The 26,035-nt window shown below is 33.6% G+C and carries 19 protein-coding genes, 1 pseudogene and 1 riboswitch; of the genes and pseudogenes, 10 read left to right on the forward strand and 10 right to left on the reverse strand.

Features of this window, described 5'->3' with window-relative positions; genetic code table 11:
* The 8 genes from A9G38_RS00005 to dinB form a co-directional block, all read left to right on the forward strand.
* Positions 1–236: IS3 family transposase (locus A9G38_RS00005; protein WP_141671661.1), on the forward strand; the 236-nt coding region annotated here is incomplete at its 5' end.
* A 23-nt stretch (positions 237–259) separates the two neighbouring features.
* Complete coding sequence (locus tag A9G38_RS00010; RefSeq protein WP_034911687.1) at positions 260–1,048, forward strand: hypothetical protein; 789 nt, start codon at positions 260–262, stop codon at positions 1,046–1,048.
* A gap of 458 nt (positions 1,049–1,506) precedes the next feature.
* Positions 1,507–2,481: a hypothetical protein gene (locus A9G38_RS00020; RefSeq protein WP_034911682.1), complete on the forward strand. Its 975-nt coding sequence runs from the start codon at positions 1,507–1,509 to the stop codon at positions 2,479–2,481.
* A gap of 222 nt (positions 2,482–2,703) precedes the next feature.
* Positions 2,704–2,812: riboswitch (TPP riboswitch) on the forward strand.
* 40 nt (positions 2,813–2,852) lie between these two features.
* Positions 2,853–3,848 carry a thiamine ABC transporter substrate binding subunit gene (gene thiB, locus A9G38_RS00025; protein ID WP_034911679.1) on the forward strand — a complete coding sequence of 332 codons (996 nt, stop codon included), beginning with the start codon at positions 2,853–2,855 and terminating at the stop codon, positions 3,846–3,848.
* 14 nt (positions 3,849–3,862) lie between these two features.
* Complete coding sequence (gene thiP, locus A9G38_RS00030) at positions 3,863–5,440, forward strand: thiamine/thiamine pyrophosphate ABC transporter permease (RefSeq protein ID WP_034911674.1); 1,578 nt, start codon at positions 3,863–3,865, stop codon at positions 5,438–5,440.
* Positions 5,418–6,128, forward strand: a complete 711-nt coding sequence (gene thiQ / locus A9G38_RS00035) for a thiamine ABC transporter ATP-binding protein ThiQ (RefSeq protein ID WP_034911671.1) — start codon at positions 5,418–5,420, stop codon at positions 6,126–6,128. Before thiP ends, thiQ begins: the two co-directional genes overlap by 23 nt.
* A 117-nt stretch (positions 6,129–6,245) precedes the next feature.
* Positions 6,246–7,952 carry a phosphoethanolamine transferase CptA gene (cptA, locus tag A9G38_RS00040; protein WP_034911668.1) on the forward strand — a complete coding sequence of 569 codons (1,707 nt, stop codon included), beginning with the start codon at positions 6,246–6,248 and terminating at the stop codon, positions 7,950–7,952.
* Positions 7,953–8,034: 82 nt separating this feature from the next.
* Positions 8,035–9,090: a DNA polymerase IV gene (gene dinB, locus A9G38_RS00045; RefSeq protein ID WP_034911664.1), complete on the forward strand. Its 1,056-nt coding sequence runs from the start codon at positions 8,035–8,037 to the stop codon at positions 9,088–9,090.
* Positions 9,091–9,168: 78 nt separating this feature from the next.
* On the opposite strand, the gene A9G38_RS00050 is transcribed toward dinB, so the two are convergent.
* Both A9G38_RS00050 and A9G38_RS00055 read right to left on the reverse strand, forming a co-directional pair.
* Positions 9,169–10,605 (reverse strand): 6-phospho-beta-glucosidase, encoded by a 1,437-nt coding sequence (locus tag A9G38_RS00050; protein WP_034911662.1) that lies wholly within the window; start codon positions 10,603–10,605, stop codon positions 9,169–9,171.
* Between the two features lie 13 nt (positions 10,606–10,618).
* Complete coding sequence (locus A9G38_RS00055) at positions 10,619–12,508, reverse strand: beta-glucoside-specific PTS transporter subunit IIABC (protein ID WP_034911659.1); 1,890 nt, start codon at positions 12,506–12,508, stop codon at positions 10,619–10,621.
* 173 nt (positions 12,509–12,681) lie between these two features.
* On the opposite strand from A9G38_RS00055, the gene A9G38_RS00060 reads away from it, so the two are divergent.
* Positions 12,682–13,386 carry a GntR family transcriptional regulator gene (locus A9G38_RS00060; RefSeq protein ID WP_034911654.1) on the forward strand — a complete coding sequence of 235 codons (705 nt, stop codon included), beginning with the start codon at positions 12,682–12,684 and terminating at the stop codon, positions 13,384–13,386.
* A gap of 85 nt (positions 13,387–13,471) precedes the next feature.
* Here A9G38_RS00060 and A9G38_RS00065 read toward each other — a convergent pair whose 3' ends face one another.
* The 6 genes from A9G38_RS00065 to A9G38_RS00090 are packed head-to-tail and all read right to left on the reverse strand — an operon-like array spanning position 13,472 to position 21,766.
* Positions 13,472–16,573 carry a type I restriction endonuclease subunit R gene (locus tag A9G38_RS00065; RefSeq protein ID WP_034911650.1) on the reverse strand — a complete coding sequence of 1,034 codons (3,102 nt, stop codon included), beginning with the start codon at positions 16,571–16,573 and terminating at the stop codon, positions 13,472–13,474.
* Positions 16,536–17,015 (reverse strand): type II toxin-antitoxin system death-on-curing family toxin, encoded by a 480-nt coding sequence (locus A9G38_RS00070; protein ID WP_034911647.1) that lies wholly within the window; start codon positions 17,013–17,015, stop codon positions 16,536–16,538. Before A9G38_RS00070 ends, A9G38_RS00065 begins: the two co-directional genes overlap by 38 nt.
* Complete coding sequence (locus A9G38_RS00075; protein ID WP_034911642.1) at positions 17,012–18,025, reverse strand: hypothetical protein; 1,014 nt, start codon at positions 18,023–18,025, stop codon at positions 17,012–17,014. The genes A9G38_RS00070 and A9G38_RS00075 overlap by 4 nt, the downstream gene beginning before the upstream one ends.
* Positions 18,022–19,185: a restriction endonuclease subunit S gene (locus tag A9G38_RS00080; protein WP_034911693.1), complete on the reverse strand. Its 1,164-nt coding sequence runs from the start codon at positions 19,183–19,185 to the stop codon at positions 18,022–18,024. The genes A9G38_RS00075 and A9G38_RS00080 overlap by 4 nt, the downstream gene beginning before the upstream one ends.
* Before the next feature lie 14 nt (positions 19,186–19,199).
* Entirely contained in the window at positions 19,200–20,204 is a 1,005-nt protein-coding gene (locus A9G38_RS00085) for a virulence RhuM family protein (RefSeq protein ID WP_034911638.1), read from the reverse strand.
* Positions 20,201–21,766, reverse strand: coding sequence for a type I restriction-modification system subunit M (locus A9G38_RS00090; RefSeq protein WP_202961551.1), 1,566 nt, complete (start codon positions 21,764–21,766; stop codon positions 20,201–20,203). Before A9G38_RS00090 ends, A9G38_RS00085 begins: the two co-directional genes overlap by 4 nt.
* An 818-nt stretch (positions 21,767–22,584) precedes the next feature.
* Here A9G38_RS00090 and A9G38_RS00095 point away from each other — a divergent pair.
* Positions 22,585–23,733 (forward strand): hypothetical protein, encoded by a 1,149-nt coding sequence (locus A9G38_RS00095; protein WP_034911636.1) that lies wholly within the window; start codon positions 22,585–22,587, stop codon positions 23,731–23,733.
* A gap of 460 nt (positions 23,734–24,193) precedes the next feature.
* On the opposite strand, the gene A9G38_RS12505 is transcribed toward A9G38_RS00095, so the two are convergent.
* Positions 24,194–25,189 (reverse strand): HNH endonuclease family protein, encoded by a 996-nt coding sequence (locus A9G38_RS12505; RefSeq protein ID WP_335340387.1) that lies wholly within the window; start codon positions 25,187–25,189, stop codon positions 24,194–24,196.
* A 75-nt stretch (positions 25,190–25,264) separates the two neighbouring features.
* A pseudogene (locus tag A9G38_RS12510) lies at positions 25,265–25,921 on the reverse strand (DUF262 domain-containing protein); the annotation flags it as partial.
* Positions 25,922–26,035 lie beyond the last annotated feature (114 nt).

Genomic DNA, 26,035 nt, shown 5'->3' on the forward strand with positions numbered 1-26,035 from the left:
GTTTAACAGCATTTGGAATTAAACGGTCGTTAAGTCGCAAAGGCTGCCCCTATGATAACGCAATTGCAGAAAGCACATTCAAAGCAGTGAAAACAGAATTTGTGTCAAATACTATTTTTGATTCACTGGCGCAACTTAAATTGGAATTTAATCACTATGTGGATTGGTTTAATTATAATCGACTTCATTCAACATTAAATTACCAGTCGCCGATTGAATACAAAAGAAATCGATGACCTTATCTTTTTGGTACTAAAAAGTGTGGACATACCAATATCAGCCTCTTGGCAAGTACAAAGATAGTGACAAACTTTCTATTGAGAATGATAGAAAACACTGTACTCAACAAGCAGAAAATGCTTATGAACAAGCACAACAATTAGCTCGAACAGCAACACGTCGTTATCAATTTCGAGAAGTAGCCCAATATTACGCTTCAGCTGCTTCGGCTTATCGCCAATACGGATCGTTTCGCGATGCAGATTTTCAAGCAGATAAATATAAAAGAGAAGGGAAAGTAAAAGTTTATTATAATTCTTCAGAATTAAAATCTTATGTAACAGATCTATTAAGTAAAGACTTTATAGAATTTGTTATCTACCAACCAGGGCAAGCAGATGTCACGATCCGTGTAACGACAAATGTTGAATTTTCTGATCTTGGTAAATCAGTTAACAATGAAACCAAAACCGAAAAAATATTTGATAAATTTATTGAATTAGCTGACGAAAACGGTAATAAAAAGCAAGTTAAAACCTATAAAGATCAACAGTTTAATTTACAAACTGTGACTCACAGCAACAAATTAACTTTGACCACTGAAATTGAGGCTCATGGAATCTATAGTTACAGTAAATCATTTAACGTTGTACAAACATCAGCAAAACATGATTATATCTATTCTGGCAATGTGCCATCAAATTTACATAATTACAGTAAAGGAACATTGCAAACCAAAGATAGCTTGCTTCGAGCGGCAAAAGACCAGCAATTAACAGAATTAAAAGTATATATTGAAGATATGGTTCGAGATTTATCATATCTATAATTACTATAAATATCATAACTAAAACTTAACTAAATAAAGACTACATACTCATTGGTGCTCATTTTTGTAAATGAGTGTCCAATGAGTAAATTGAATGTCTTTATTTATTTGCGGAATTGCTCTAATTCGTCCAATATAAAGAAGTACGGGCTGGATTAGAGCATATCTAGTCAAAAATTAAAAATGTGTTTGTTTGGGACAGCGTTGGTTAGTAAACACGGTTTTCGGCTAAATGAAACTTGAATCCTTGTTGATGCATGATTTCTCGCAATGTTTATAGTATTAATTACTGTAAACAACACTAGAAATTCCTACAATTAAAAAGTTGCTATATCAGTACTAAATTTCATCTAAAATAAAACGACGTTTGGTTTATCAGAACATCAACTCCATACTTTTTCAATTCAATTATTGAAGTGATAGCTAAAATAGTTGTTTTATCAAATTCATGATAAAATATGGTTTCTTTTAAAAACTTTACAAAAAAAATTAATGCGATGAAAAAAATAAAATATTCTTTGTTGCTAGTTTGCAGCATAACATTGGTCGGTTGTTTTGGTTCAGATACCACTTCGTCTAGCTCTGTTGATCGTATGATTGATAATCCAACACCAAATGAAATAAAAGTGATTATTGATGGAAATGAATTAAACATTCCAGCAAAATCAAGTGTGAATTATACATTTGAATACGGTAAGCATACACTGTCTTACGGTAATCAATCATTAAATTTTATAGCTAAACCTTCAACAACTAATAGTTCAGGATTAATTAATCCTACTCAAAGTAATTATTATTTATTAACAACTTTCTATACAACTTCAAATGTGAGTGATGAAACTTACGATAAGTTGATAGCTAAATATTTAAATTCAGTTCCAGTAATTATTAAAGGTGAACAGCAAGAGCTTGAACTACCAGTTAAAGTTATTAATGATGTTTTTATTGAGCGTCAAAAAGATTTTTGGGATTATTCAGTAGATGAGCCTTATCCAGATGAAGTAACTTTACGAGGGAAAGGGCAATTTCAATCTCGAAAAATCAAATTATTCCGAGAAGATGGCTTTATTGAAGCTTTAAAAGCAGAAGGGCTTAATGAAAAAGTTGATTTTATAAATGAACATCCTAAATTTTCTGAGCTTAAAAAATATACTATACCAAATATTCAGCTAGATGCTATTGCTTGTAAGAAAGGTCGCGAATTTGTAGAAACGCAGTTAAATGATTGGAATAAGCTTTTTACTCTGACAGGTAAAGATTTAGCCTTGTTATACAAACAGTTAACATCGTCTGAAACTTTTCACACGAAACATGCCATCATAAAAGAATGTACGAAAGCAGAAGATTCAAATCAAAGCTATCAGTTCGCTACAAGAGAACTTGATGGGGCATTCGATGAAACTAAACAACTTAATTTTTTTATAACTCAATAAACTAATTTAAGTAAAGGTAAACATTTAACCAAATTGGTAATAGTTGCCTCTCCTTTATAATATAAGCGCCATATCTTTTGTCAGTGATAAGGCGTTTGTTTTTTTTCATGTATATTCTTTATAGCCGTTTTTTAAACTTCATAAATAAAGCGAGTTGTTCCTACATTAAATTTTTATCACTTCCGATGTTTACAATCTTCATACTAACCTCTAAACTAATCGATGTTCTCAACGGGGTGCCCTGAAGGGCTGAGAATGTTAGATAGAATAACATAACCCGCCGAACCTGAACTGGATCATGCCAGCGGAGGGATTTGAGTTATTGCACTTGCTCAAACCTTTTGTCTTTTATTTGCTATTTTGGAGGCAAAATGTTTTGTAAAAAATTGTTATTATCCTTGGTATTTTCGGTACCTTTTATGGCAAATGCTGCCAATGTAAAACCAACCTTAACTGTTTATAGTTATAATTCCTTTATTTCAGAATGGGGACCGGGAAGAGCAATTGAGAAAGGTTTTGAAGCACAGTGTAACTGTGAACTTGAGATTGTTACATTAGGCGATGGAGTAGCGGTTTTAAATCGAATGCGGCTTGAAGGTGATAGAACTAATGCTGATGTAATTTTAGGATTAGACAATAATCTTTTAGAACAGGCAAAACAAGCCAAAATAGTTATACCTCATCAAATCACTAAACCAGATAATTTAAATACCAACTGGTGGGATAGTGATTTTATGCCTTATGATTTTGGTTATTTCGCTTTTATTTATGATCAACAAAAAATCAGTAATCCACCACACAGCATGCATGAGTTAGTAGATAATAAAGCCAACTGGAAAATTATCTATCAAGACCCACGAACCAGCACTCCTGGGTTAGGTTTATTATTTTGGGTGAAAAATATATATGGTGATGATGCCGCATCTGCATGGGAGAAAATAGCAAAAAATACTGTGACAGTGACTAAAGGTTGGGGTGAAGCTTATGGCCTATTTTTAAAAGGCGAAGCTGATTTTGTGCTTAGTTATAGCACTTCGCCAGTTGCACATATTATGAATGATAATGATCATCGTTATGCTGCTGCTATTTTTGACGAAGGGCATTATCGCCAAGTCGAAGTTGCGGGTATTACTAAGTATAGTCAGCATCCCGAATTGGCACGTGCTTTTTTACAATATTTATTAACGCCTGATGTACAACGTCAATTTGCTGAAAAAAATTTCATGTATCCGATTATTAATATAACGTTGCCTGAAGCTTTTCAGCAAATTAAACCAGTCAATAAAGCCCTCGAGTTTGATGCCAAGCAAGTTAAAAATAATCAAAAGAGCTGGGTGCGTGAATGGAAATCCACCATTAGTAAATAGTTTTATTCAGTATAATGTTGAAATTAAGAACGTTAATCCCTGGCATTAGTGCTGCAAGCTTGATTTTAGTTGTATTAGGTTCAGCACTATTTGCGCTTTGTTTAGTTGCTTTTGAGTCTAATAATTTAACTGTCTATTTTGATAGTTATTTATTACATGTTATTTGGATAACAATATTTCAAGCAACGTTATCAACATTGCTATCTGTGTTATTGGCAATATTGATGGCTAAAGCCCTATCGATAGTCAATTTTTGGGGTAAAAATCTATTGCTACGCATTATGCCTATCACGTTTATATTTCCTACGTTGGTTGTGGTAACGGGGTTATTATCTGTTTATGGGCAACATGGTTTATTAGCGTCGTTTTGTCATTATTTAGGTTTGCCTTTTGTGATATCCATTTATGGTTTAAAAGGTATTTTATTGGCACATATATTTCTTAATTTCCCTTATGCTTGTTGCTTGTTTTATCAAACCTTAAATAGTGTACCAGTCGAACACAAACAATTAGCTGCTCAATTGAATTTTTCGAGTTTTACTTATTTTAAATTGGTGGAATGGCCACTATTGCGTCGACAGTTGCTACCTATGGCATCGCTAATCTTTATGCTTTGTTTTTCTAGCTTTGCTATTGTATTGGCACTAGGTGGTGGACCTAAATATACCACACTTGAAGTTGCCATTTATCAATCCATCCGTGAATTTGATTTGATACAAGCCGTGCTTTTAGCATGTTTGCAGTTGGTTTGTTGTACTTTTTTTATGGGGTTGATGCAAAAGTTTAATTATAGCTATAAATTTAACACTCACTATGTTAAGCAAAGTTATCGTTTACCTGTTTCGTTTAGCTTAATTTTGTCGAGTTTTGTTATTATTGTTATTGGTGCATTATTTATTTTGCTACCCATCATAACTATATTAATAAAAGGTATTTATTTTTTTCAGTGGTCATTTTTTTCAGTGGCCTTTCAACGTGCAGTTATGTTTTCTTTACTAATTGCTTTTGGGGCAGCCAGTATTGCTATGCTACTAGCTTTATTATTACTTTATACAAACAGCCGATTATTGATTAATCAGCAAATAAAATGGAGTAATCGGTTAATGTTAATTGGATCGCTGATTTTAATTATCCCAAGCATGGTGCTGGCATCTGGTTTATTTTTGTTGTTATTTTCGTACGCTTATAGTTCGGTCTTTGTTTGTGTTTTGACGATGCTTTGTAACAGTTTAATGGCACTACCATTTATATTAAAAAACCTTGCTGCACCAATGTATGATGTTACATCACGTTATTGGCAAGTAAGCCAGTCACTTAATATTACTGGCTTTTGGCATTTTTATTTAATTGAATATAAAGCACTAAAAAAGTTAATTATTCAAAGTTTTGCTTTTTCAGCAATATTATCGTTGGGTGATTTTGGTATTATTGCGTTATTTGGTGGCCAGTCAGTCACAACGTTACCTTATTATTTATATGAGCAAATATCGTATTATCGTTATCATGAAGGTGCTGTAACTGCTGCATTATTGCTAATATTATCTTTTAGTTTACTGGTTGTGATAGATTATGATCGAACTGAATCAAATTAATTGTCAATACGATAATTTTAAAATGCATTTTGATATCAAAATTAATGCAAAAGAAAAGGTGGTTATTGTTGGACCAAGTGGTGCAGGTAAAAGCTCATTGTTAAGCTTGATTGCTGGGTTTATTTCACCAAACTCTGGGCAAATTTTACTTAATCATCAAAATATGATTCACACTCAACCAGGAAAGCGACCCGTTTCAATTTTATTCCAACATAATAATTTATTTGATCATTTAAATGTTGAACAAAATATTGGCTTAGGCATAAAGCCTTGTTTAAAACTAAATACATCGGAACGCCAAAAAATAGATGATATGTTAGCTAAAGTTGGTTTAACTGGTTTTAATAATCGTTATCCCGAACAACTTTCAGGTGGTCAGAGTCAACGTGTTGCGTTAGCTCGTTGTTTAATTCAACGTCGACCAATTTTATTGTTAGATGAGCCATTTTCAGCTCTCGATCAAGCATTACGGTTTGAGATGTTAGCATTAGTTGATCAAAGTTGCGATGAGCTCAATTTGACATTAATGATGGTGTCACACAATCTTAATGATTCGCTTAGTTATTTTTCTCGTTGTTTGGTAGTAGATAATGGGCAGATCGTTTTTTATGGTTTACCAAACCAATTAAACCAACCTGAAAATAATCACATTGCAAAGATATTGGGTTTAAATATCTCCAAGAAGTAATAGGTTAGCATTTAATAAGTTATATATTTAAATTTAGATATTTAAAGCTTAAGGTTTTATTAATCTACCAAGCGTATATTGCATTTAATGATCAATAACAACGCAAATTAAATATCTATGCTAAACATAAAAGCAACCCACAAATTTAGCTGGTTAGCACTTATCTTTAATATTCTATTTTTTACTTATTTTTCTAGTGCATTACAGTTATATATTTTTCTTTCGGGGCATTCTAATGCAATTGGACTTCGCGATTCAATTATCTATAGTTTAATTTGGCTTATTCCTGTTTTGATTTTTCCTAATTATACAAGAAAGATTGCGACTGTATTTGGTCTTATTGTCGGCTGTTTGTCTTTGGTTTCAGTCGGCTATTTTGTGATTTATCGACAAGAATTTTCGCAAAGTGTATTTTTTGTTATGGCAGAATCAAATTATAGTGAATCGAGCGAATTTGTTCAGCAGTATTTTAGTATTAAATTAGTTGTGGTATTGATTATTTATAGTTTAGTGGGTATTTATCTTTGGAGTAAAGTCAGACCTGTTTATATTAAAACAGCTACTAAATGGATTGTATCACTATTAATAGCTATTTATGCCATAATGCCTGTGTTTATTAGTGTGACAATAAAAAAATCATCTATTGAAAAAGCCGGAACTCATTTACTAACGCGTATGGAAACAACTGTGCCATGGCAACTTATTAATAGTTATTTGGCTTATCGATCTCAACTTAATAATATGGAAGATATTTTAAATCATTTAGACACTTTACCTCCTGTTGAAAATTTAAAAGATGCTAACGGTAATACGCCTAGGACGTTGGTGTTAGTCATTGGTGAATCAACAACACGTAATAGAATGAGTATTTATGGTTATGGTCGAAATACCACACCTCAAATTGAGCAGTTTAAAAAAGATAATGCTGATTTTGTTGTATTTAACGATGTGGTTTCATCAAGACCTTATACTATCGAAATTTTGCAACAAGCGTTAACTTTTGCTGATGAGAGGCATCCAGATTTATACCTTAAAACACCTTCATTAATAAATCTTATGAAGCAAGCAGGGTATAAAACATTCTGGATCACTAATCAACAGACCATGACCAAGCGTAATACCATGTTGACTATGTTTTCTAAACAAGCCGATGAACAGTTTTATATGAATAACGATCGTAATCAAAGCTCAAGACAATATGATGAATCGGTATTTGAGCCTTTCAAAAAAGTGCTAGCTGACAACGCTGAAAAGAAATTTATTGTTATCCATCTGCTTGGTACGCATATGAAATACGAGTTCCGCTATCCAAAAGACGGTAGGTATGAACGTTTTAAAGATAAGGAAAGTATTCCATATCCTCTCGATGACGATAAAGTATATGTATATAATAGTTATGATAATGCAATAAGTTATAACGATTATGTCACAACAACACTGTTTAATATCTTCAAAAACAGTAAAGAAAATGGTTTTATGTTATATTTTTCAGATCATGGTGAAGATGTTTATCAAACTCCACCTCATAATGTGTTAGGGCGAAACGAGAAGGCACCAACTAAAACTATGTATACTGTGCCATTTATGCTTTGGCAATCGCCAACATGGGAGGCTACGCATCCTAATAACTATCAAGCTTATGTAGATAGAAGATTTAGTACTCAAGATTTGATTCATACTTGGTCTGATTTAGCTGGATTAAGTTATAACTTATATGTTCCTGAAAAAAGTATTGTTAATCCTAATTTTCACGAATCGATTCGTTGGATTGGCGATCCTTATGATAAGAATGGCTTAATTGATTTTGATAAATTAACTAAGTAATTCAATTAGGTTGTTTACACAAATATTTAAGGTATAATATTGTATATTTATACAGTTATATTTAAGTGTTGTGAAGCCCGCTATGCGAAAAATTATTCATGTTGATATGGATTGTTTTTATGCCGCCGTTGAAATGAGAGACAATCCCCGTTATCGCAATATGCCTATTGCGGTAGGGGGAGATCCTCGTAAGCGTGGTGTGGTTGCGACTGCCAATTATTTAGCTCGTCAGTATGGTATACACAGTGCTATGTCAATGGCTCAAGCCATAAAACTTTGTCCTAACCTTAAAATTATAGCGGGTAGGCATGCAGTTTATAAAGAAGTCTCCAAACAGATCCACCAAATATTTAAACGATATACTGAATTTATTGAGGCTTTATCACTTGACGAAGCTTACCTTGATGTAACTGATTGCAAACTTTGCTATGGTTCAGCGACTTTGATTGCTCAAGATATTCGTCAAACTATTTTTAATGAACTGGAATTAACTGCATCGGCAGGCGTTGCTCCACTTAAGTTTCTTGCCAAAATAGCCTCTGATATGAATAAACCTAATGGTCAATATGTAATAACACCAGATAACGTTGATAGTTTTATAGAGCAGTTACCGTTAAAAAAAATTCCAGGAGTGGGTAAGGTCACGGAAAAAAAATTAGCCCAATTGGGGCTATTTACATGCAATGATATTGTTAATTATGATGTAACTAAATTAATTCACCAATTCGGTAAATTTGGAAGAATACTATATGAGCGATGTCAAGGTATTGATGATCGTGAAGTGTGTAATGACAGGCAACGTAAATCGGTAGGGGTAGAGCGTACTTTAACTGATGATATTCATAGTTGGGAAGAGTGTTTATTGCAGTTCGATCCATTATTTGATGAAATGGAAAAACGGTTAAGCAAAGTTCGTGCTGATTTATCGATTGCTCGGCAAGGCGTAAAATTTAAGTTTGACGATTTTCAGCTAACTACGCAAGAACATGTGTGGTCTAAATTGGATAAAGCTGATTTAATTGAGCAAGCGCATAAAGTTTGGTTAGAACGGCGTAATGGGCGTGGAGTTCGGTTAATTGGTTTTCATGTAACGTTAATCGATCCGCAAGTTGAAAAGCAGTTGATTTTTCAGTTTTAGCCCTTTTAACCATAAAAATGAGGATGCAGGCAAAGCCTTCAAACATCCTCATAACAAATGATAGCTAGCTAATAACGATTATTTCAAACTTGCACCATTAGTACTAATGACTTTTTTGTACCATTCAAAAGAGTCTTTTTTATAGCGTTTCATACTACCGTTACCTTCATTATCACGGTCAACATAAATTACGCCATAACGTTTTTTCATTTCGCCAGTAGTGAATGATACAACATCAATAATTCCCCAAGCAGTGTAACCCATTACATCAACACCATCATAATCTATAGCGGTTTGCATGGCTTTGATATGGGCACCTAAATATTCAATACGTGGTTTATCGTGTATTTGATTACCGTTTTCGAGTTCATCAATTGCACCAAAACCATTTTCGACAATAAATAGCGGTAATTGATATCGATCATACAGACGGTTAAGTGTATAACGTAAACCTTCAGGATCAATTGGCCAACCCCAATCGCTGCTTTTTATATAAGGATTTTCAACCGCATTAGGTAGTGCACCGTTAACTATGTTGTCACGATTATCATTTTTGGCATCAGCTTTAACGACAGTAGACATATAATAGCTAAAGCCAATGTAATCAACCGTACCTTTTTTCAAATAACCTAAATCTTCTTCGGTAATATCAAGTTTATATCCTTCACGCTCAAATTCTTTTAATGCATAAGCTGGATAGTAGCCGCGAACGTGAACATCAGGGAAGAAGAATCGTTGATGCATGGCAATTTCTGAAGCCATCATATCTTCAGGATTACAAGAATATGGATAAATTGGCACATGCGATATCATACAACCAATTTGAAAATCAGGATTAATTTTTTTACCTGCTATTACTGCTTTGGCACTGGCTAACAGTTCATAGTGTGCAACCTGGTACAGAACTTCTTGCGGATTTTCGCCAGGTTTAACTTGCACGCCCGAGTTAGTCCAAAAGAAGATAGGATTACTAGTATCCATTTGATTATTGATTTCGTTAAATGTCATCCAGTATTTAACTTTATTTTTATAACGTTCAAAACATGCAGTAGCAAAGCGCTCAAAAAATTCAACTGTCTTACGGTTTCTAAAACCGCCATAATGGCGAGCAATATGTAAAGGCATTTCAAAATGGGATAATGTAATAACTGGTTCAATGCCGTGAGCTATTAGTTCATCAAAAACATCATCATAAAAGCGCAGGCCTTCTTCATTTGGTTCAAGTTCATCACCCTTTGGAAAAATTCGAGTCCACGCGATCGAGGTGCGTAAACATTTAAGACCTAATTCGGCAAAAAGTTTGATATCGTCTTTATAATGATGATAAAAATCAATTGCTGTATGGTTTGGATAAAATTTACCCGCTTCAATATCTTGCGTGATTTGTCTTGGTACACCATGTGCGCCTGCCGTCATGACATCAACAACGCTTGGGCCTTTACCGCCTTCGTTCCAACCGCCTTCAAATTGGTGAGCGGCTAAAGCACCGCCCCATAAAAATGGTTTTTTAGTCATTTTTTATTCCTTGTTATTGCTTAATGTTAAATATGATATCATCAACTGTTACTTGTGTTTTATCGGTTAATGAAATTTGTTGATACTGATCGGTATTAACAATAATAATTGGGGTAATTAATGGATAACCTGCTTGCTTAATTGCCTCAGGATTGAAGCTGATTAGCAAATCACCTTTTTTTACTTTTTGATGTAATTCAACATAATATTTAAACTCATTGTTAGTTAAATTAACTGTATCAATACCCACGTGAATTAACAATTCGACGCCATTATCTAATGTTAACCCAATGGCATGTTTAGAATTTTCAAATACTGCAGTTACCTCGCCATCAAAAGGCGCATAAACGTGATTATCAGTAGGTTCAATTGCAATCCCTTCTCCCATGAGTTTTTGTGAAAAAGCAGGATCGGGCACTTCGCTTAGTGGTAAAGCATGACCTGTCATCGGGCTTGTGATGTCAACTTCATCAAGAAGAATCTTAGGATTATCATCTTCAATATTGATATTTTCTTGACTATTAACTGTATCTTGTATGGTTTCGCCAGTTCCCAAAATTTGGATCAAAACTACTGGTCCTAAAAGAGCAATAAGTGCACCAATCAAGACGCCAATAAATGAACCAGGATTATTTGGGCTAATTGCATTAACGATGGTTAGTGGACCTGGTAAACCAGCGTAAGCAACATAGTGAGGAGCAAAAAATCCTGCCACAATACCACCACAAGATGCAGAAATACAGCCATAAATAAATGGTTTTTTAAAGCGTAAGTTAACACCATAAATAGCAGGTTCGGTTATACCAAATAAGCCAGTGATAAAAGCAGATAATGAAATACCTTTCATCTCTTGGGTTTTGGTTTTTAAATAAAAACCTAATGCTGCACCGACTTGACCAATAACGGCAATGGTTTGAAATGCTTGGAAAGAGTCTTGACCATATTGTTTAAAGTTTTCAACAATGACAGGTGTGATCCCCCAATGTACACCAAAAATAACAAAGACTTGCCAAACAGCACCTATGATTCCGCCTGCAACTGAAGGCGCTAGGCTAACAAACCAATTATAGCCGTTGGCAATGTATTGTGCACCATTTGCTGTTAATGGACCAACAACAAGTAATGTTAAAGGTACCATAATGACAAGACTAAATAATGGCAATAAAACAGGTTTTATAATGCTATGCAGTCTAGGCTCTAAAAATCGTTCTAAATAAGAAAGTAACCAAACTAAAAAGAGTGGTGGTAAAACGGTTGAAGCATAAGTGGTTTGTGATAGCGCAATACCAAATAGATCAATTTCTTGTCCTTCACTAATTAGTTTTGCAAACTCTGTCCATGTCGGTGATAACAGCGCAGCACAACAAGCAACAGCGATATATAAGTTACAACGAAAATGCTGAGAAGCTGTAATGGCAATAAAGATAGGTAAAAAGAAAAAAGGTGCCCAAGAGATGAAATTGAATACCTCAAAAGTCCCCGTTTTTTCTAGCTCAGGACAGGCTAATTTAAGTAAAATCAAGATACCTTGCAAAATTCCTGATGCGGCTAAAATATAGACAAACGGGGCAAATACAGCCGACATTGTCGCAATGATGCGATTTAATATGTTGCTATCATTTCCTGCTTCAATTTTGTTATCAGTATTAACTAGTTGAGTAAAAGCGTTATAGACTTTATCAACATGCGTACCAATAACCACTTGGATTTGACCGCCTTTTTCAACAACGGTAATCACACCCGGCAATTTAGCAATGTTTTCTTTTGCATGATCTGGTGTATGTTGTGTAACGAGGCGAAGGCGTGTTGCACAGCGAGAAACGGTAACAATATTTTTCTCACCACCTAACTCATTTAAAATATCAACAGCTAGCTTGTTATAATCTCTAATTTTTGATGACATCCATAAACTCCTTAAAAGCAATTCAGTAAGATTATTTTATAGACAATTTCAAAATTGTTAATTAACAATTATATTGTTTGTGATCTAGATCGAATTTTTATATTATTTAATTTAAAACTAAAAATAAGCTGTATAAAATACTATTTTAATTATTGATTAAATTAAAAATATAAATGGTTAAATATCAAGAAGTTGCAAAAAAAATCAAACAGATGATTTATCAAAAACAACTGTCCAAAGGCACTCAGCTTGCTAATATTGACGGGCTAATTAATCAATATCAGGTCAGTCGTAGTACAATTGTTAAAGCGCTTAACTGTCTTGAGCGGCAGGGCGTTATTTATCAAGTGCAAGGTAGTGGTATTTTTGTTCGTGAACGTAAAAAAAGAGGCTATCTCAATTTTTTGCAAAGTCATGGTTTTACTGTCGATCTAGAAGATGTTTATGGTTCTTCGACAGTACTTAATGTTGATATCATCAAGCCCAGTGCAAAAGTTAAAGAAAATCTACAATGTGATGATAACGAAGAAGTCTATTTTGTTAAAAGATTGCGCTATGTTGAAGATAAATTATATGGCTTAGAACAGTCATATTACCGTAAAAAGTTAATTTGTTATTTAAATAAAGAAATTGTAGAAAACTCAATTTTTAATTACATTCAGGAAAATTATAATATTAATATTGGTTTTTCTGATAAATATTTACAGGTAATAAAACTTGATGAAAAAATGGCACCATGTTTAGGATTGCAACCTGGCGAACCTGCACTTTGTGTTGAAGAAATATTTTATACCTCGTCTGGTGAACCTTTTGATTTTTCAAAAATCATTTATCATTACGAAAATGCAAGATTTTGTATACAAAATCACTCAAAGTAAGTTTGAATGATGAATTATTAGGAAGATGAATAAGAAATCGATCATTCATCTTCCTTTAATTATTAGCGAATTTAACTGTTAATAATTAAATTTCACCACCAACACCCTTAAACTTTTCAACCAATGCGGCGATCTTTTCAAAGACTCGGTTCTTTTTAATTAAATATTGAGGATTGAGTGGGCTCATTTTTGGTAAAATCTCGTTCAGCTCTGTGCCGTTTTCGGTTGCATATTTTCGCTTTAATGATGATGCAATATAGCGTTTTGTTGCCGCTTCATTTAAATTTTCATCTTCAATTAAGGAATTAAGCTCTACCTGTAACTCTTGCTGCGCATACAAGAAAAACGCATCAATAATCGAGGCTTTATCTGGAATAGCATCAAGATCAGTTTGTTTTATAAACTCTACAACTAGCTCTTCTTTAGCTCGATTTTCTAAGCTTGATCGAATTAATCGCTTAGCATCTTCGACAATGTCCTGTTTGGTTTTTTCTTGTTTATTTTGTTCATAAATTAACTCAAGAATATAATCCAAATTGATCTCTTGTGATTTTAATAGATCTATTTCAAAAACTACATCATCCCAGTCAACTCTTTGCTGATCTTGTTGATTGGCTTCTTTTTCTCGGCGTAGCCAATCACGAATATCATTATAAGTTGAACGATAATTTTGAATTGTGCGGTCAGTCGGTAGTTTAACTGCTTGCATTTTTTGCAGATCTTCATCAGTCACATAATGCTTTTCTTTAAACTCTAAAACCGCCTGCGCATCTTTCATATCTAATTGTTGGAAATCCTTTAATGCAACAAATTCATCATAATTTTGTAATATATTGTCAGCACGTAAGTACTCACCAAATAATTTAACAAACTCTTTTTTATCTTTTTCTTTGATAATTTCATCAGGGCGTGGGAACTTTTCTTGTAACTCGGCAACGATGGCTAGATAGCCATTGTGGAAATTACCTGAATCTTTATCAGTAAACCCTTCCATGTATTCCTTAAAGCTTTTTTCTAACACTACTTCATGAGTATTACTTTTACCAAATGTTTTTATTGCATCAATGGTCGCTTGTTCTAAATCACGAAACGCCACAATATTACCAAAGGTTTTGGTGGCATTATAGATACGATTGGTGCGTGAAAAGGCTTGAATTAACCCATGATACCGCAGGTTTTTGTCGACAAATAGGGTATTAAGTGTTGGAGCATCAAAGCCAGTAAGGAACATACCAACGACAATTAATAGATCGACTTCTTGATTTTTTACTTTTAAAGACAAATCGCGATAATAGTTTTGAAATTGATCGCTACTGACATCAAAGTTAGTTTTAAACATCTGATTATAATCTGATATCGCAGAAGCTAAAAACTCTTTAGCACTCTGATTTAAGGCATCAATTTCAAAACTTTCATCGGCAAAATTACCTTGTGCATCTTGTTCTTCATTAGCAGAATAAGAAAATATCGTGGCTATTTTTAACGGCTGATTTGCACCTTCTTGTAATTTTTTGAATGATTCATAATAGAGTTTAGCCGCATCGACACTACTCACTGCAAACATGGCATTGAACCCTTTACTTTTGCCCATTAATCGGTGGGTTTTTTGTTTAAAATTATTCAGAATATATTGTGTGATTTGCTCAATACGGTTTGGGTGGAGCAATGCTTTTTTATTTTCAGCAGCGCTGAGTTTTTCGAGATTTTGTTCTTGCTCTATCGATTTAAAATTAGGACGCACATCATTATAGTCAACTTTAAATTTTAGTACCTTTTCGTCACGAATTGCATCGGTTAATACATAAGCGTGTAGTTCACGACCAAAAACATCCGCTGTAGTTTGCGTTCCGATTGCGTTAGTATGCATAATCGGCGTACCAGTAAAACCAAATTGGTAATATTTTTTAAATTTACGCTTTAAGTTTTTTTGAGCTTCGCCAAACTGGGAGCGGTGCGCTTCGTCAAAAATAAATACCACATGTTTATCATAGATTGCTAAACTATCATCGCTTTTCATTAAATTATTAAGCTTTTGAATAGTGGTGACAATAATTTTATTATCGGTTTTCTCAATATTGCGCTTAAGCCCTGCGGTACTATTTGAACCATTCACACTATCTTTTGAAAATTTTTGATACTCTTTCATGGTTTGATAATCCAGATCTTTACGATCCACCACAAAAAAAACTTTATCAATAAATTCTAATTCGGTTGCAAGGCGTGCCGTTTTAAAACTGGTTAATGTTTTGCCAGAACCTGTTGTGTGCCAAATAAAACCCCCACTTTGTAAGCTACTCCACTTTTTGGCATGATAAGCGCTAATGATTTTCCATAATATACGCTCGGTGGCGGCGATCTGGTAAGGGCGCATAATTAACAATGTGTCATTCACATCGAGCACCGAATAAGTCAATAACACATTTAACAGCGTTCGGCTGGCAAAAAAGGTGGCGGTAAAGTCTTTTAGATCTTTTATCGGCTCGTTTTTAACATTCGCCCAATTCATTGTAAAATCAAAGCTATTTTTGTCACGTTTAGTCGTGTTAGCAAAATAACGTGTATCGGTACCATTTGAAATAACAAACAGTTGTAAATATTTAAATAGTGAATTGTCTTGATTAAAGCTCTCTTTACTATAGCGATGCACTTGATTAAAGGCTTCACGAATAGCAATACCACGCTTTTTTAGTTCAACTTGAACAAGCGGCAAGCCATTAACTAAAATCGTCACATCATAACGATTTGCATAATTACCTGTTTGCTGAAATTGATGGATAACTTGTAATTTATTATTAGTAACCTTTTTTTTATCTAACAGCTTGATATTTTGGATATGACCATCATCAAAAACAAAATCGTAAATATGATCGTGGTGGATTTTGCGACTTTTATCGATCATCGATTCATTGGGTTTATCCAAATACTCTAATACAAAACGTTGCCATTCATCATCCGTAAATTGCATTTTGTTTAGTGTTTGCAATTGCTCGCGAATATTGGCTAATAACTTTTCATGCGTATTTAAATTCGGTAAGTATTCATAGCCTTGTCGAGCTAAATCATGAATAAATTCATTTTCTAAATCCGTTTCAGTTTGATAAACAGCTGCTGATTCTTCAAGTTTGTTGTAGTTATCTAAAATAATATAGCTATTTGTTTCGGCGATGGGGGTTGTTGTAATTATCATAGTTATTCATCCATAATGTTTCAATTATGTTAAGTTTTAAAGATTCACTAAATTCATTCTCATTAATAATAGAATCGATTATTTCAAGTAGTAAATTATCGTTTATTTTTCCTTCAGCTAACCATACAACAATTTCTTCCATTTCTTGAATAAATTTTTTAACGCAGTATTGATAATTGTTTAATTCTAAAAAATAGGCAGCTAAAGCTAAACTAGAGCGCTTGTTACCATCATTAAATGGGTGAAATTTATTAACAGCATAAATTAAATGTTTGAGTTTTTCTTCAAATGAAGGGTAATAATCATCATTTTGAATATGCTCTAACGCACTATCAAGTAATCCTATTTCACGTTGTCCAGGCATTCCACCACTGTTATCTATGATCCAATCGTGTAATTTAATAGCATGTTTTATATCAAAATAAAATATGGATGGTTTCATCTATCTTTTAACCTTTTGAAAACGGCTAAAGTTTCAGGATCGGATAATCGCTCTTCTAGAGATTTACTTGTTTCTCCCAAAAACTTATCAAAGTCGCTTTGTGGTACGGATTGAATATAGGCTTCTAGTTTATTGTGCAAAGCATCTCGAAAACATAAATCGCGACTAGCCATTTTAGCTCTAGCATCATGTATATGTGGCACTAAATAAGGGTTTTGTGACGCACTTTCGATTAATTTATCCATTTCATCGGTTGTTAATTTTCGCTCAAGCTTTTCTGATGCCTGCTTCATTTCTATCGCTAGTCCATGCTCGAAACTCGCAATAGCATTAAGTACTTCAGCATACATAGTTTGCCTTACACAGTCTTTTTCTGTTAAGGTTAAAATCTTTTTATATTCAGCTGCATTTTCTAAAAAAACAATTTCGTATATTCTATTTGTGTATTTAGCATATTTCCATTTATTAGCATCTAAATAGAGGTTTAAAGCCTCTGTAAACTCTTTTCGATAGTTATACTCTTTGTAAGCTGATGGCAAATAGTCTTCATCGCGTTGATTAATGTATTTAGTATGTCCACCTGATTTTTGAACCATAACATCAAGGACAATATCAAGGATTTTACTTCTAATTAATTTTGCTTTTTCGCTTTCTGTTACTAACATAGCGATATTAAGGACAGTTCTAAATGAAAATATACCTAAGGACGGGGCTCTTGATATGTCGACGACATTCATGTCGTCGACATACTCCTTGAATGATTTTAATTCTTTACCTTTTATTATTTTATAGCCATTTTTTATAAGCTCATCTTTATGGCTTTCTATATATCTGTCGATTGTTCGTTCATCAATAGTTAAAATTTGCGCTACTTGTGTTTTTGTAAAAAAAGTTTTATCGCACCAACAAATCCCACCTAGTGCAAGCGTTGATTCTATTTTTTCCAGTGCAAAGTTATTATTTAAAATATTTTGCCGGCTAATCGTAGAAGTCGTTAAATCTTTTGTCATTGTGTCTCCACGGAAAAGTTAAGTAATAAATTCCGATAGTACTCGTACTGTTTTTGGCGTAATTCAATCTCGCGCGGTAAACCCTCAGTAATGGAATTTGTTAGCACATCGAATTTATCTAAGATTTCGACAATACGGGCTTGTTCCTTGAGTGGAGGAATTGGGATATTGAAGGTTAAAAACTTTTCAGATTGGATACGAATTACTTTAGTACCATTAGCATATTTTTCTTTAAACTTCTGGAAATGGGTTGTCTGTAAAAGATATGTTAAATATTTAGTATTAACGACATTATTAGGTCTGAATGCGTACATATCTCCAGAAAAAACAATTTCTCCACCAAGCCATCCTAAAGGAGTCATTACATCTTTAATATTTTCACTTGTTCCCGCAAGTAAAATATCGCCATATTTAGCTTTTTTTAATTTTTTTGCTAATTCAGATGAAACAAATGATTTAGTTTCAGTAGCAAAAGTTCCATAGTAAGTATAAATTTGCCCATAATGAATAGCAGGCACACCTGTTTCGGTAAAGTCTTTCTTTTGTAATCCATTGCCACGAATTAATTGACCAACCTCCCCTAAAGCCTTCCACTCAACTTCATCCTCTTGAAAAGTCAACAATTTATCCCGATAATAGTTGTATTGTTTTTTCCGTGTAGTAAGCTCTGCTGTGAGCTCTGCTGTGAGGGCTGTAAATGTGTCTAAAATACGGACTATTTCGGTTTGAATGTGTAGAGGGGGGATGGGAATCTGAAATTGCTCAAGCATTGGTTTTCTGATTGAAATAGAGGTAGCCCCAACACATTTAGTCAAAATATATTGTTTAAATTTATCACACATTAAATAATATAAATATTTTGTATTTAGTTTATTTGAAAATACATGAATTCTGTATGCTCTTTGATGTAATGCATACTTCCCCTCAATATAATGGAAAATATCACCAATGCCACCTTCTCCTGGAATGACTATTGCGGTTTCATCAAACTGAAAGTTTTTTGATTTTAATATGTTTTTGGAACGAACATAAAATGGATATTGTCCATGTTCATTTTCATCCTGCCTATTTGCATTACCTGTTCCAACTTCTGCCACGTCCCCCAAAGCCTTCCACTCAACTGTAACATTATCAAGTAATTTCGCGATACTATTTTGCATATTTAGTCTATCATTCATTTTTTGCGGCTTTCCTGTTTCGCTTTTTTCTCTAATGCGCTTATAGTTTTAAGATATGAAACTTCCACTGGGGCTAGCGTTTTGGCTTTAAATTTTTTATATTCTAATTTGGCTTTGTTTTCTGCTTGATGATGAGAAATTGAACCAGAATTTTCAAGTAACTGGCGTCCTGTAGATGAAAGAATATTATCTAATTCTCGCACATAATCAACCATCCGCATTTCACGTTCTTCAATGGCATTCAGTTCAGCTAAATCAAAATAGGCCGAAACCAGATTATTGAGCACACGTAATTCTTGTTCAGTTAAATAGTTTTTGGCTACCATTGCTTCTGCTTGTGTCGGGCAGCTTCCTTTAAAGTGAGTTAACCCTGCAAAAGGTTTATTACTGTCAACTCTAAAATATATAATTTCACTAGCGGTATTGCCGTGTGCTGCATAGTGTAATTTATTTTGTACTATTTTGAAAAAATCGGCACTAGCTTTGGTGTTTGGATCATAATCAATCGCTGTGGCATATAAATCCAAAACTTGTCGATACATTACTTTTTCACTAGAGCGAATATCTCGGATACGATCAAGAAGTTCTTTCCAATAGCTGTTACCACCTAGGTTTTTTAAACGATCGTCATTTAACACAAAACCTTTTTTCAGGTACTCTTTAAGGATGCTTGTTGCCCAAGTGCGAAATTGTGTAGCTATTTTCGAGTTAATCCGATAACCAAGTGAAATAATCATGTCCAGATTGTAATATTCTAACTCTCTAGTGACATTCCGACTGCCTTCTTTTTGAACTGTTCGGATTTTCCGAACAGTTGCTTCGGGGAGTAATTCACCATCTGCATAAATATTTTTAATATGCTCGCTTAGTGTAGATTTCGCAGTTTGAAAAAGTTCAACAATTTGGCGTTGAGTTAACCAAATATTTTCATTTTCAAATCGTGCCTCAACACGAATTTGTTGGTTATTATCATGGTAAATAAGGATATTATCATTGCTCATGCTTCAATCTCTTTAATAATTTCATCTATATCAGCACGAAGTGTGTTTATTTTTTTTACCGTTTCGACAATGTTGGTATTTAATTGTGTGATATCAATCACTTCACGGGTATCTTCGGCTTCAACATACGAACTGACCGATAGATTATAGTCATTTTGCGCAATGGTTTGATTATCGACTGATTTAGCAAAATATTCGATATCTTGCTTGCTAGCAAATACTTGCATAATTTCTTGAATATGTTCATCAGTGAGTACATTATTATTGGTCTCTTTTTTAAACAGTTTGCTAGCATCAATAAATTGTGTTGTTTTAACGGTTTTATTTTTTGCAAGCACTAAAATATTAACCGCAATCGATGTGCCATAAAATAAGTTTGGTGCGAGCGAGATTACAGTTTCGACAAAATCATTATCGACCAAATATTTGCGAATTTTTTGTTCCGCACCACCACGATAAAATATCCCCGGAAAGGTAACAATTGCCGTTCGCCCACACTCGGACAGGTAACTTAGTGCATGCATAATAAAGGCAAAATCGGCTTTCGATTTGGGTGCCAGTACACCGGCAGGTGCGTATCGGTCATCATTGATTAAGGTTGGATCATCACTACCAATCCATTTAATTGAATAGGGTGGATTTGAAACAATGGCATCAAATAGCTTTTCGTCGCCAAATTTGGGATTAAGCAGCGTGTCCCCTAAGGCAATTTCAAATTTATCATAGTTGATATTGTGTAAAAACATATTCATTCGAGCAAGGTTATAAGTGGTATGGTTGATTTCTTGACCGAAGAATCCATCCTCAATAATATGCTCGTCAAACTGTTTTTTCGCTTGTAACAATAAAGAACCCGAACCTGCCGCCGGGTCATAGATTTTATTGACCTTTTTTTGATTATGTAAGGCTAATTGTGAGATCAATTTCGACACATTCGGCGGCGTAAAAAATTCACCACCTGATTTACCAGCATTCGAGGCATAATTAGAAATCAAATACTCATAAGCATCGCCGAACAGATCGATTTTATTGTCTGCGAAATCGCCAAAATTAAGCTCGGCAACACCATTAAGTACTGCGGCTAACCGTTTGTTTTTATCTGCAACCGTATTACCTAATCGGTTACTGGTGGTATCAAAATCGGCAAATAATCCTTTAATATCGCTTTCTGAAGGATAACCAATGGCTGAGCTTTCAATTGCATTAAAAATATTTGCCAAGTCGGTATTTAAACTTGGATTGGTATTAGCTTCAGCTACAATTTTACAAAATAATTGGCTAGGATAAATAAAATAGCCTTTGGTTTTTATTGCGTCTTTTTTAACTTCATCGTTAATGACATCGTCGGATAATGTGCTGTAATCAATACTCTCATCGCCACCTTCAATATAATTGGCAAAATTCTCACTAATAAAGCGATAAAACAAAGAACCAAGTACATACTGTTTAAAATCCCAACCATCGACAGCACCACGGACTTCGTCGGCAATTTTCCAAATTTGTCGTTGTAGTTGATCGCGTTGTTGCGTTTCGGTAATTGATTTAGCGTTATTAGATGTCATATTTTTCAAAATTCCTAAATAAAAAATCGGTGCAGCCTAATCAGAAAGTCACTAATTTTTACTTTCATATTAGCCATTTTATAGCTACCTGTTATAGGTGCTATAGCATAGCTGATTTGTTGTTATTTTTCCATCTGGGGTGTTTATTAAAAACTCAGCCAATGGGTATTTTGAACTTTAAGGTTGGGAAATCTTAAAAAATAACAAAGCAACAAAATCTAAAAACAAAACCCTTTTTTTAGCTATATTTTAAAAGTTAATAAAATCAATAAATTAAATTTATCTCTAAAAAAAGGGTTTTTAAAACCTAAATACCTATTTGCCTTTTTACATACTATATTGATAGTATATTAGCTTCTAGTTCACTGCCGTGTAGGCAGTTTAGAAAATGTAAAGTTAAACGTGCATCAATAGTAGACACTTCAATGTCGAGTAGGTGGTCTTTTGTATAAAAGTAGAAATTTCTGTATAACTGGTTGATTTTAATTAAAATAAAAAATTAAATAAAATCAATACTCTACCTGAGCGATTTTATGGGCGTAATACATCTTATAACATGGTAAGGATTATATGTTCATTGGTTGTTAGGTAATTCACTAATTCCTTGGTTTAGAAATTATCACCAATATTCATTATTTCCACAAAAGTTAAGACTTACAAAACCTAACACCGTATTCTAATTAAAAAATTGCATAAAAAACTAGCCAAGTTTTTTTAAAATGGCTATACTTTAACACCTTAAAGGAATAGATTATTAAACAATCAAATAAACATAAAAATTAAAATAAATCATTAATTTACTTGACAGGTGAACCGTAATGCATTATCATTTTAAACCCCAACACTGGCAAACCTATGTCTTAAATTTATCAGATAAACACACTAGTTGGATTTTTAACCCCACCACGTTTATATCTTCAAAGTTATTTTTCAAATTATTATCAAAATTATTCCGAAAAGTTCCGTTAGTATTGATATTGTTATTATTGTCTTCTTTATGGAATGTACAGGCGAATGGCAAAAAGGTTCGAACGGGTAATCGTAGTGATGCAATACTGCTACCGTCGGCAGTTATCCATTATGCAAGGCCGAATCTATTTTTGGGTAATGACGAGTACGCAGGTCCAGCTGACATATGGAATCCTAAGAAGGGCTTCCTAGTTCAATCAATCAATCCTGAATCATACAACCTCAATTTTCCAACTACAGGAGCGCATAATTTATATTTTGATTTACTTATAACAGGAATAGATGTGAGAGACTTGACATGGAAACCTGTTACGCATGAGGGAATTACTGCAACAGTGACAAATGTTGTAGCTAATAATGACTATTGGATTCCTTGGGAGGATTTTGCAAAAGTTGTCGCCCGTGTTAAGTTAACAGGTCCAGAGGCCAGAAATCAATGGGATAATCCAAATCCTAGCCGAATTGCTGTACCAAAGTTACCGCAAACGTTTGAGTTAGTGGGTAGAGATAGATATGGCATTGAGGTAGTAAAATATGGATTTGTGTTGAGGCAGTGGTTCGTCGTTCGGGATAATCCCAATGGATATGTTAATGGTAGACGTCATAGTGACCAGTTAGCATGGTGTAATAATATAGGCTACCGGATGCCAAGGATCAGGGATTTAACTAACGCGGTTAGTACAGGTGTTCGTTTTCCTGTAGGCGCCAGCCCATCTTCATCAGATAATAATTACATGCGCTATATTGGTGCAGGCTTTTTTTCCGAGTGGGGCTGCATGTACGGCTACACTGGTGCTAACTTTGTCGACAACCGCTACTGGACGAGCGATACCGACGACAACTACTGGATGAGCGATACCGACGACGACTACTGGACGGAAGCTGCTAAGGTTAAGGATAGCCACCCGTTCAATGTGGGCTCACACTTTGGCAACTTCTATGGGTACTTCCCGTTTTACAGCACTTATGTTGTTTGCTCCTTGGACCTTAGACCTTAGTCCTGAGGTCGCCGAGGCCAATATTTAGAAACACCTATTTTGATACTTTAACTATCATAAAATTGTTTACCGCCGTGTAGGCGGTTTAGAAAAATGGCTGGGTGTTGTTGCTACTGGTTATATTGTTTACCGCCGAGTAGGCAGTTTAGAAATTTTTCTTTAATTGAGTTAATTAACACTAATGGTTCACTGCCGTGTAGGCGGTTTAGAAATATATAAAAAGATATGTCTGGGAGAGTTAGTGCTTCATGAAGTCTTTTTGTATTACAAACGGTTGAATGAATGGCCGTAATACGTTTATTCAAATTGATAATAATTTTCTTTATGATATTAACGCCATATCGCTTGTTGGTGATACGGCGTTAATTTTATTTTATGAAAATTTATTACAGTAGTTTAACTGACTATTTCCTATAACCAACGCAATTGATTCCTACACATCATATTAGTTGATTGATCATTATTTTGCCATTTTGGGGGTATCTATCTGCTTTACTAATGTAAAATCTATAGCTAATAATTTTTCTAATCGTGCAAGTATCCAATTATAACGATCTTTTAATGCATCTTCATGCCATTGTTGATCAAATGTTTTTTGATTAAAATCATCTAATACTTTTTGAGAAAGGCGAAAAGCAGTCGTGTTATTAGTATGATTACCCTGATATACGATCATTTTGACATTGAAAGGATTATTACTAGCATCAATATTTTTTTTACCGCTTAATAATGTCAAATTAGCAATACTATGTAACCATCTGTTTTTTACTTCTTCGGTGATATGATTCCATTCTGCAATAGTCTTATATTTTTTAGGTAATATATGTTCAAGGTGCAAGTCATTATTAAGTTTTAATAAAATAGGATTAGATTGATCGGTTAGATCATACTCAATTAAAATCAAAAGAGGTTTAATCCATGCTTCTTTATCAACCATATTAGAAGTTAGCTGAGATATCGCTAATTCATAAATCTTTTCGGAATTTAACTTATTTGAAAAGATTGCTTTTAAATAATTGATATGTTTTTTTTCTTTCAGTGCTTTAATGACATTAAAAGAAGTCTGCTTTACTTGGGATAATGTTTTTCCCGCAATCCAATATAAATAATAAAAGCGTCTTAGTTCAAAAACTAATTCATCAAAATCTTTATAATTTGTTGTAATGGCTGTCATTAATATCGCTTTCCAATAATTACTCCATCTCAAATATTGGAACGAATAAATATTTTTATCTTTTGAACAATATATTTTTTCGTAATAATTAATAACAAATTGTTTTAATGAGGCTATGACTTGATTAGGATCTTGATTTTCGAATAAGCTTTGTAGCTCTTCAGTGAATGATTTTTTTTGATTTGAGCCTAATAAATAATGTGCATAAATAATAAACAAATCATTTAAACTTATATCGTCACATTGTTTAATGAGCTGCTCCATTTCACGCCAATCAGACATAAAACTATCTTCTTTTAATTTTGAAGTGGCTAAATCATCTTTATATTTTTTATAAAGCTTTTCTAATAAAAAACTTTTTATTAAGTCAGCAGAAGTTAAATCTAAACCTCTATTATTGAGCACCTGAAACAACTTAATAGCAAAATCACGACTAGTACAATCGATACGTATAATTTTAACTTGGTAAAACAAGTAATTAATTAACTCTCCAAGTTTATTTTCAGGTAAAGAATTTAATTTCTCTTTAAAAATTAGTGCTGTATTAATAAATTTGAATTTGGGTTCTTGATCATTTTTAATTTGATATTTATATGGAGGAGGCAATATTTTTGTTGCTCCCTCGTTTAAAATATACGCTTCAAAATCAGATTGATGAGAGCTATGAGTGTGTAATCTTAAACGTGAAGCTCGGCTATTAAAGATTATTGCAGAACGGATAATATCAATATTTACAGAAAGGGGATTTAAATTATCATGTAGATTAAGATTCGGAAAATAATCACGTATAACGCAAAATAGTATCATTAACGTTGTTAATCTTTGTTGTCCATCGACAACATCAATATAAGGGGAATTAGGTTCATCATAAGAATTTGCTGTAATAACAGAGCCAAGAAAGTAATTTGGTACGTCATTTTCATATGATTCTAAAATATCGTCCCATAACTGTTCAACTTGTTCACTTTCCCATTTATAAGGTCTTTGATACTTTGGTATTTTATAAAGGTTTTTTGTATCACCAAATAATTAACTAATCGATAAATTACGGGGTTTAAAAGATTCTTCCATATTTATACCTACTTATATTTCTATTTAATTTAATTTGAAAACATTTGATTATTAGTT

The sequence above is a fragment of the Gilliamella sp. Imp1-1 genome, assembly GCF_001690415.1.
GTDB classification, from domain to species: domain Bacteria; phylum Pseudomonadota; class Gammaproteobacteria; order Enterobacterales; family Orbaceae; genus Gilliamella; species Gilliamella bombi.

What these genes read in the sequence shown, in the direction of transcription:
- A9G38_RS00060 (WP_034911654.1), top strand. Translation starts at nt 12,682, where the DNA reads ATGGTTAAATATCAAGAAGTTGCAAAAAAAATCAAACAGATGATTTAT.
- A9G38_RS00080 (WP_034911693.1), bottom strand. Translation starts at nt 19,185, where the DNA reads ATGCAAAATAGTATCGCGAAATTACTTGATAATGTTACAGTTGAGTGG.
- A9G38_RS00075 (WP_034911642.1), bottom strand. Translation starts at nt 18,025, where the DNA reads ATGACAAAAGATTTAACGACTTCTACGATTAGCCGGCAAAATATTTTA.
- thiP (WP_034911674.1), top strand. Translation starts at nt 3,863, where the DNA reads ATGTTGAAATTAAGAACGTTAATCCCTGGCATTAGTGCTGCAAGCTTG.
- A9G38_RS00070 (WP_034911647.1), bottom strand. Translation starts at nt 17,015, where the DNA reads ATGAAACCATCCATATTTTATTTTGATATAAAACATGCTATTAAATTA.
- thiQ (WP_034911671.1), top strand. Translation starts at nt 5,418, where the DNA reads ATGATCGAACTGAATCAAATTAATTGTCAATACGATAATTTTAAAATG.
- A9G38_RS12505 (WP_335340387.1), bottom strand. Translation starts at nt 25,189, where the DNA reads ATGTCTGATTGGCGTGAAATGGAGCAGCTCATTAAACAATGTGACGAT.
- A9G38_RS00065 (WP_034911650.1), bottom strand. Translation starts at nt 16,573, where the DNA reads ATGATAATTACAACAACCCCCATCGCCGAAACAAATAGCTATATTATT.
- A9G38_RS00085 (WP_034911638.1), bottom strand. Translation starts at nt 20,204, where the DNA reads ATGAGCAATGATAATATCCTTATTTACCATGATAATAACCAACAAATT.
- dinB (WP_034911664.1), top strand. Translation starts at nt 8,035, where the DNA reads ATGCGAAAAATTATTCATGTTGATATGGATTGTTTTTATGCCGCCGTT.
- A9G38_RS00050 (WP_034911662.1), bottom strand. Translation starts at nt 10,605, where the DNA reads ATGACTAAAAAACCATTTTTATGGGGCGGTGCTTTAGCCGCTCACCAA.
- A9G38_RS00090 (WP_202961551.1), bottom strand. Translation starts at nt 21,766, where the DNA reads ATGACATCTAATAACGCTAAATCAATTACCGAAACGCAACAACGCGAT.
- cptA (WP_034911668.1), top strand. Translation starts at nt 6,246, where the DNA reads ATGCTAAACATAAAAGCAACCCACAAATTTAGCTGGTTAGCACTTATC.
- A9G38_RS00020 (WP_034911682.1), top strand. Translation starts at nt 1,507, where the DNA reads ATGGTTTCTTTTAAAAACTTTACAAAAAAAATTAATGCGATGAAAAAA.
- A9G38_RS00055 (WP_034911659.1), bottom strand. Translation starts at nt 12,508, where the DNA reads ATGTCATCAAAAATTAGAGATTATAACAAGCTAGCTGTTGATATTTTA.
- thiB (WP_034911679.1), top strand. Translation starts at nt 2,853, where the DNA reads ATGTTTTGTAAAAAATTGTTATTATCCTTGGTATTTTCGGTACCTTTT.
- A9G38_RS00095 (WP_034911636.1), top strand. Translation starts at nt 22,585, where the DNA reads ATGCATTATCATTTTAAACCCCAACACTGGCAAACCTATGTCTTAAAT.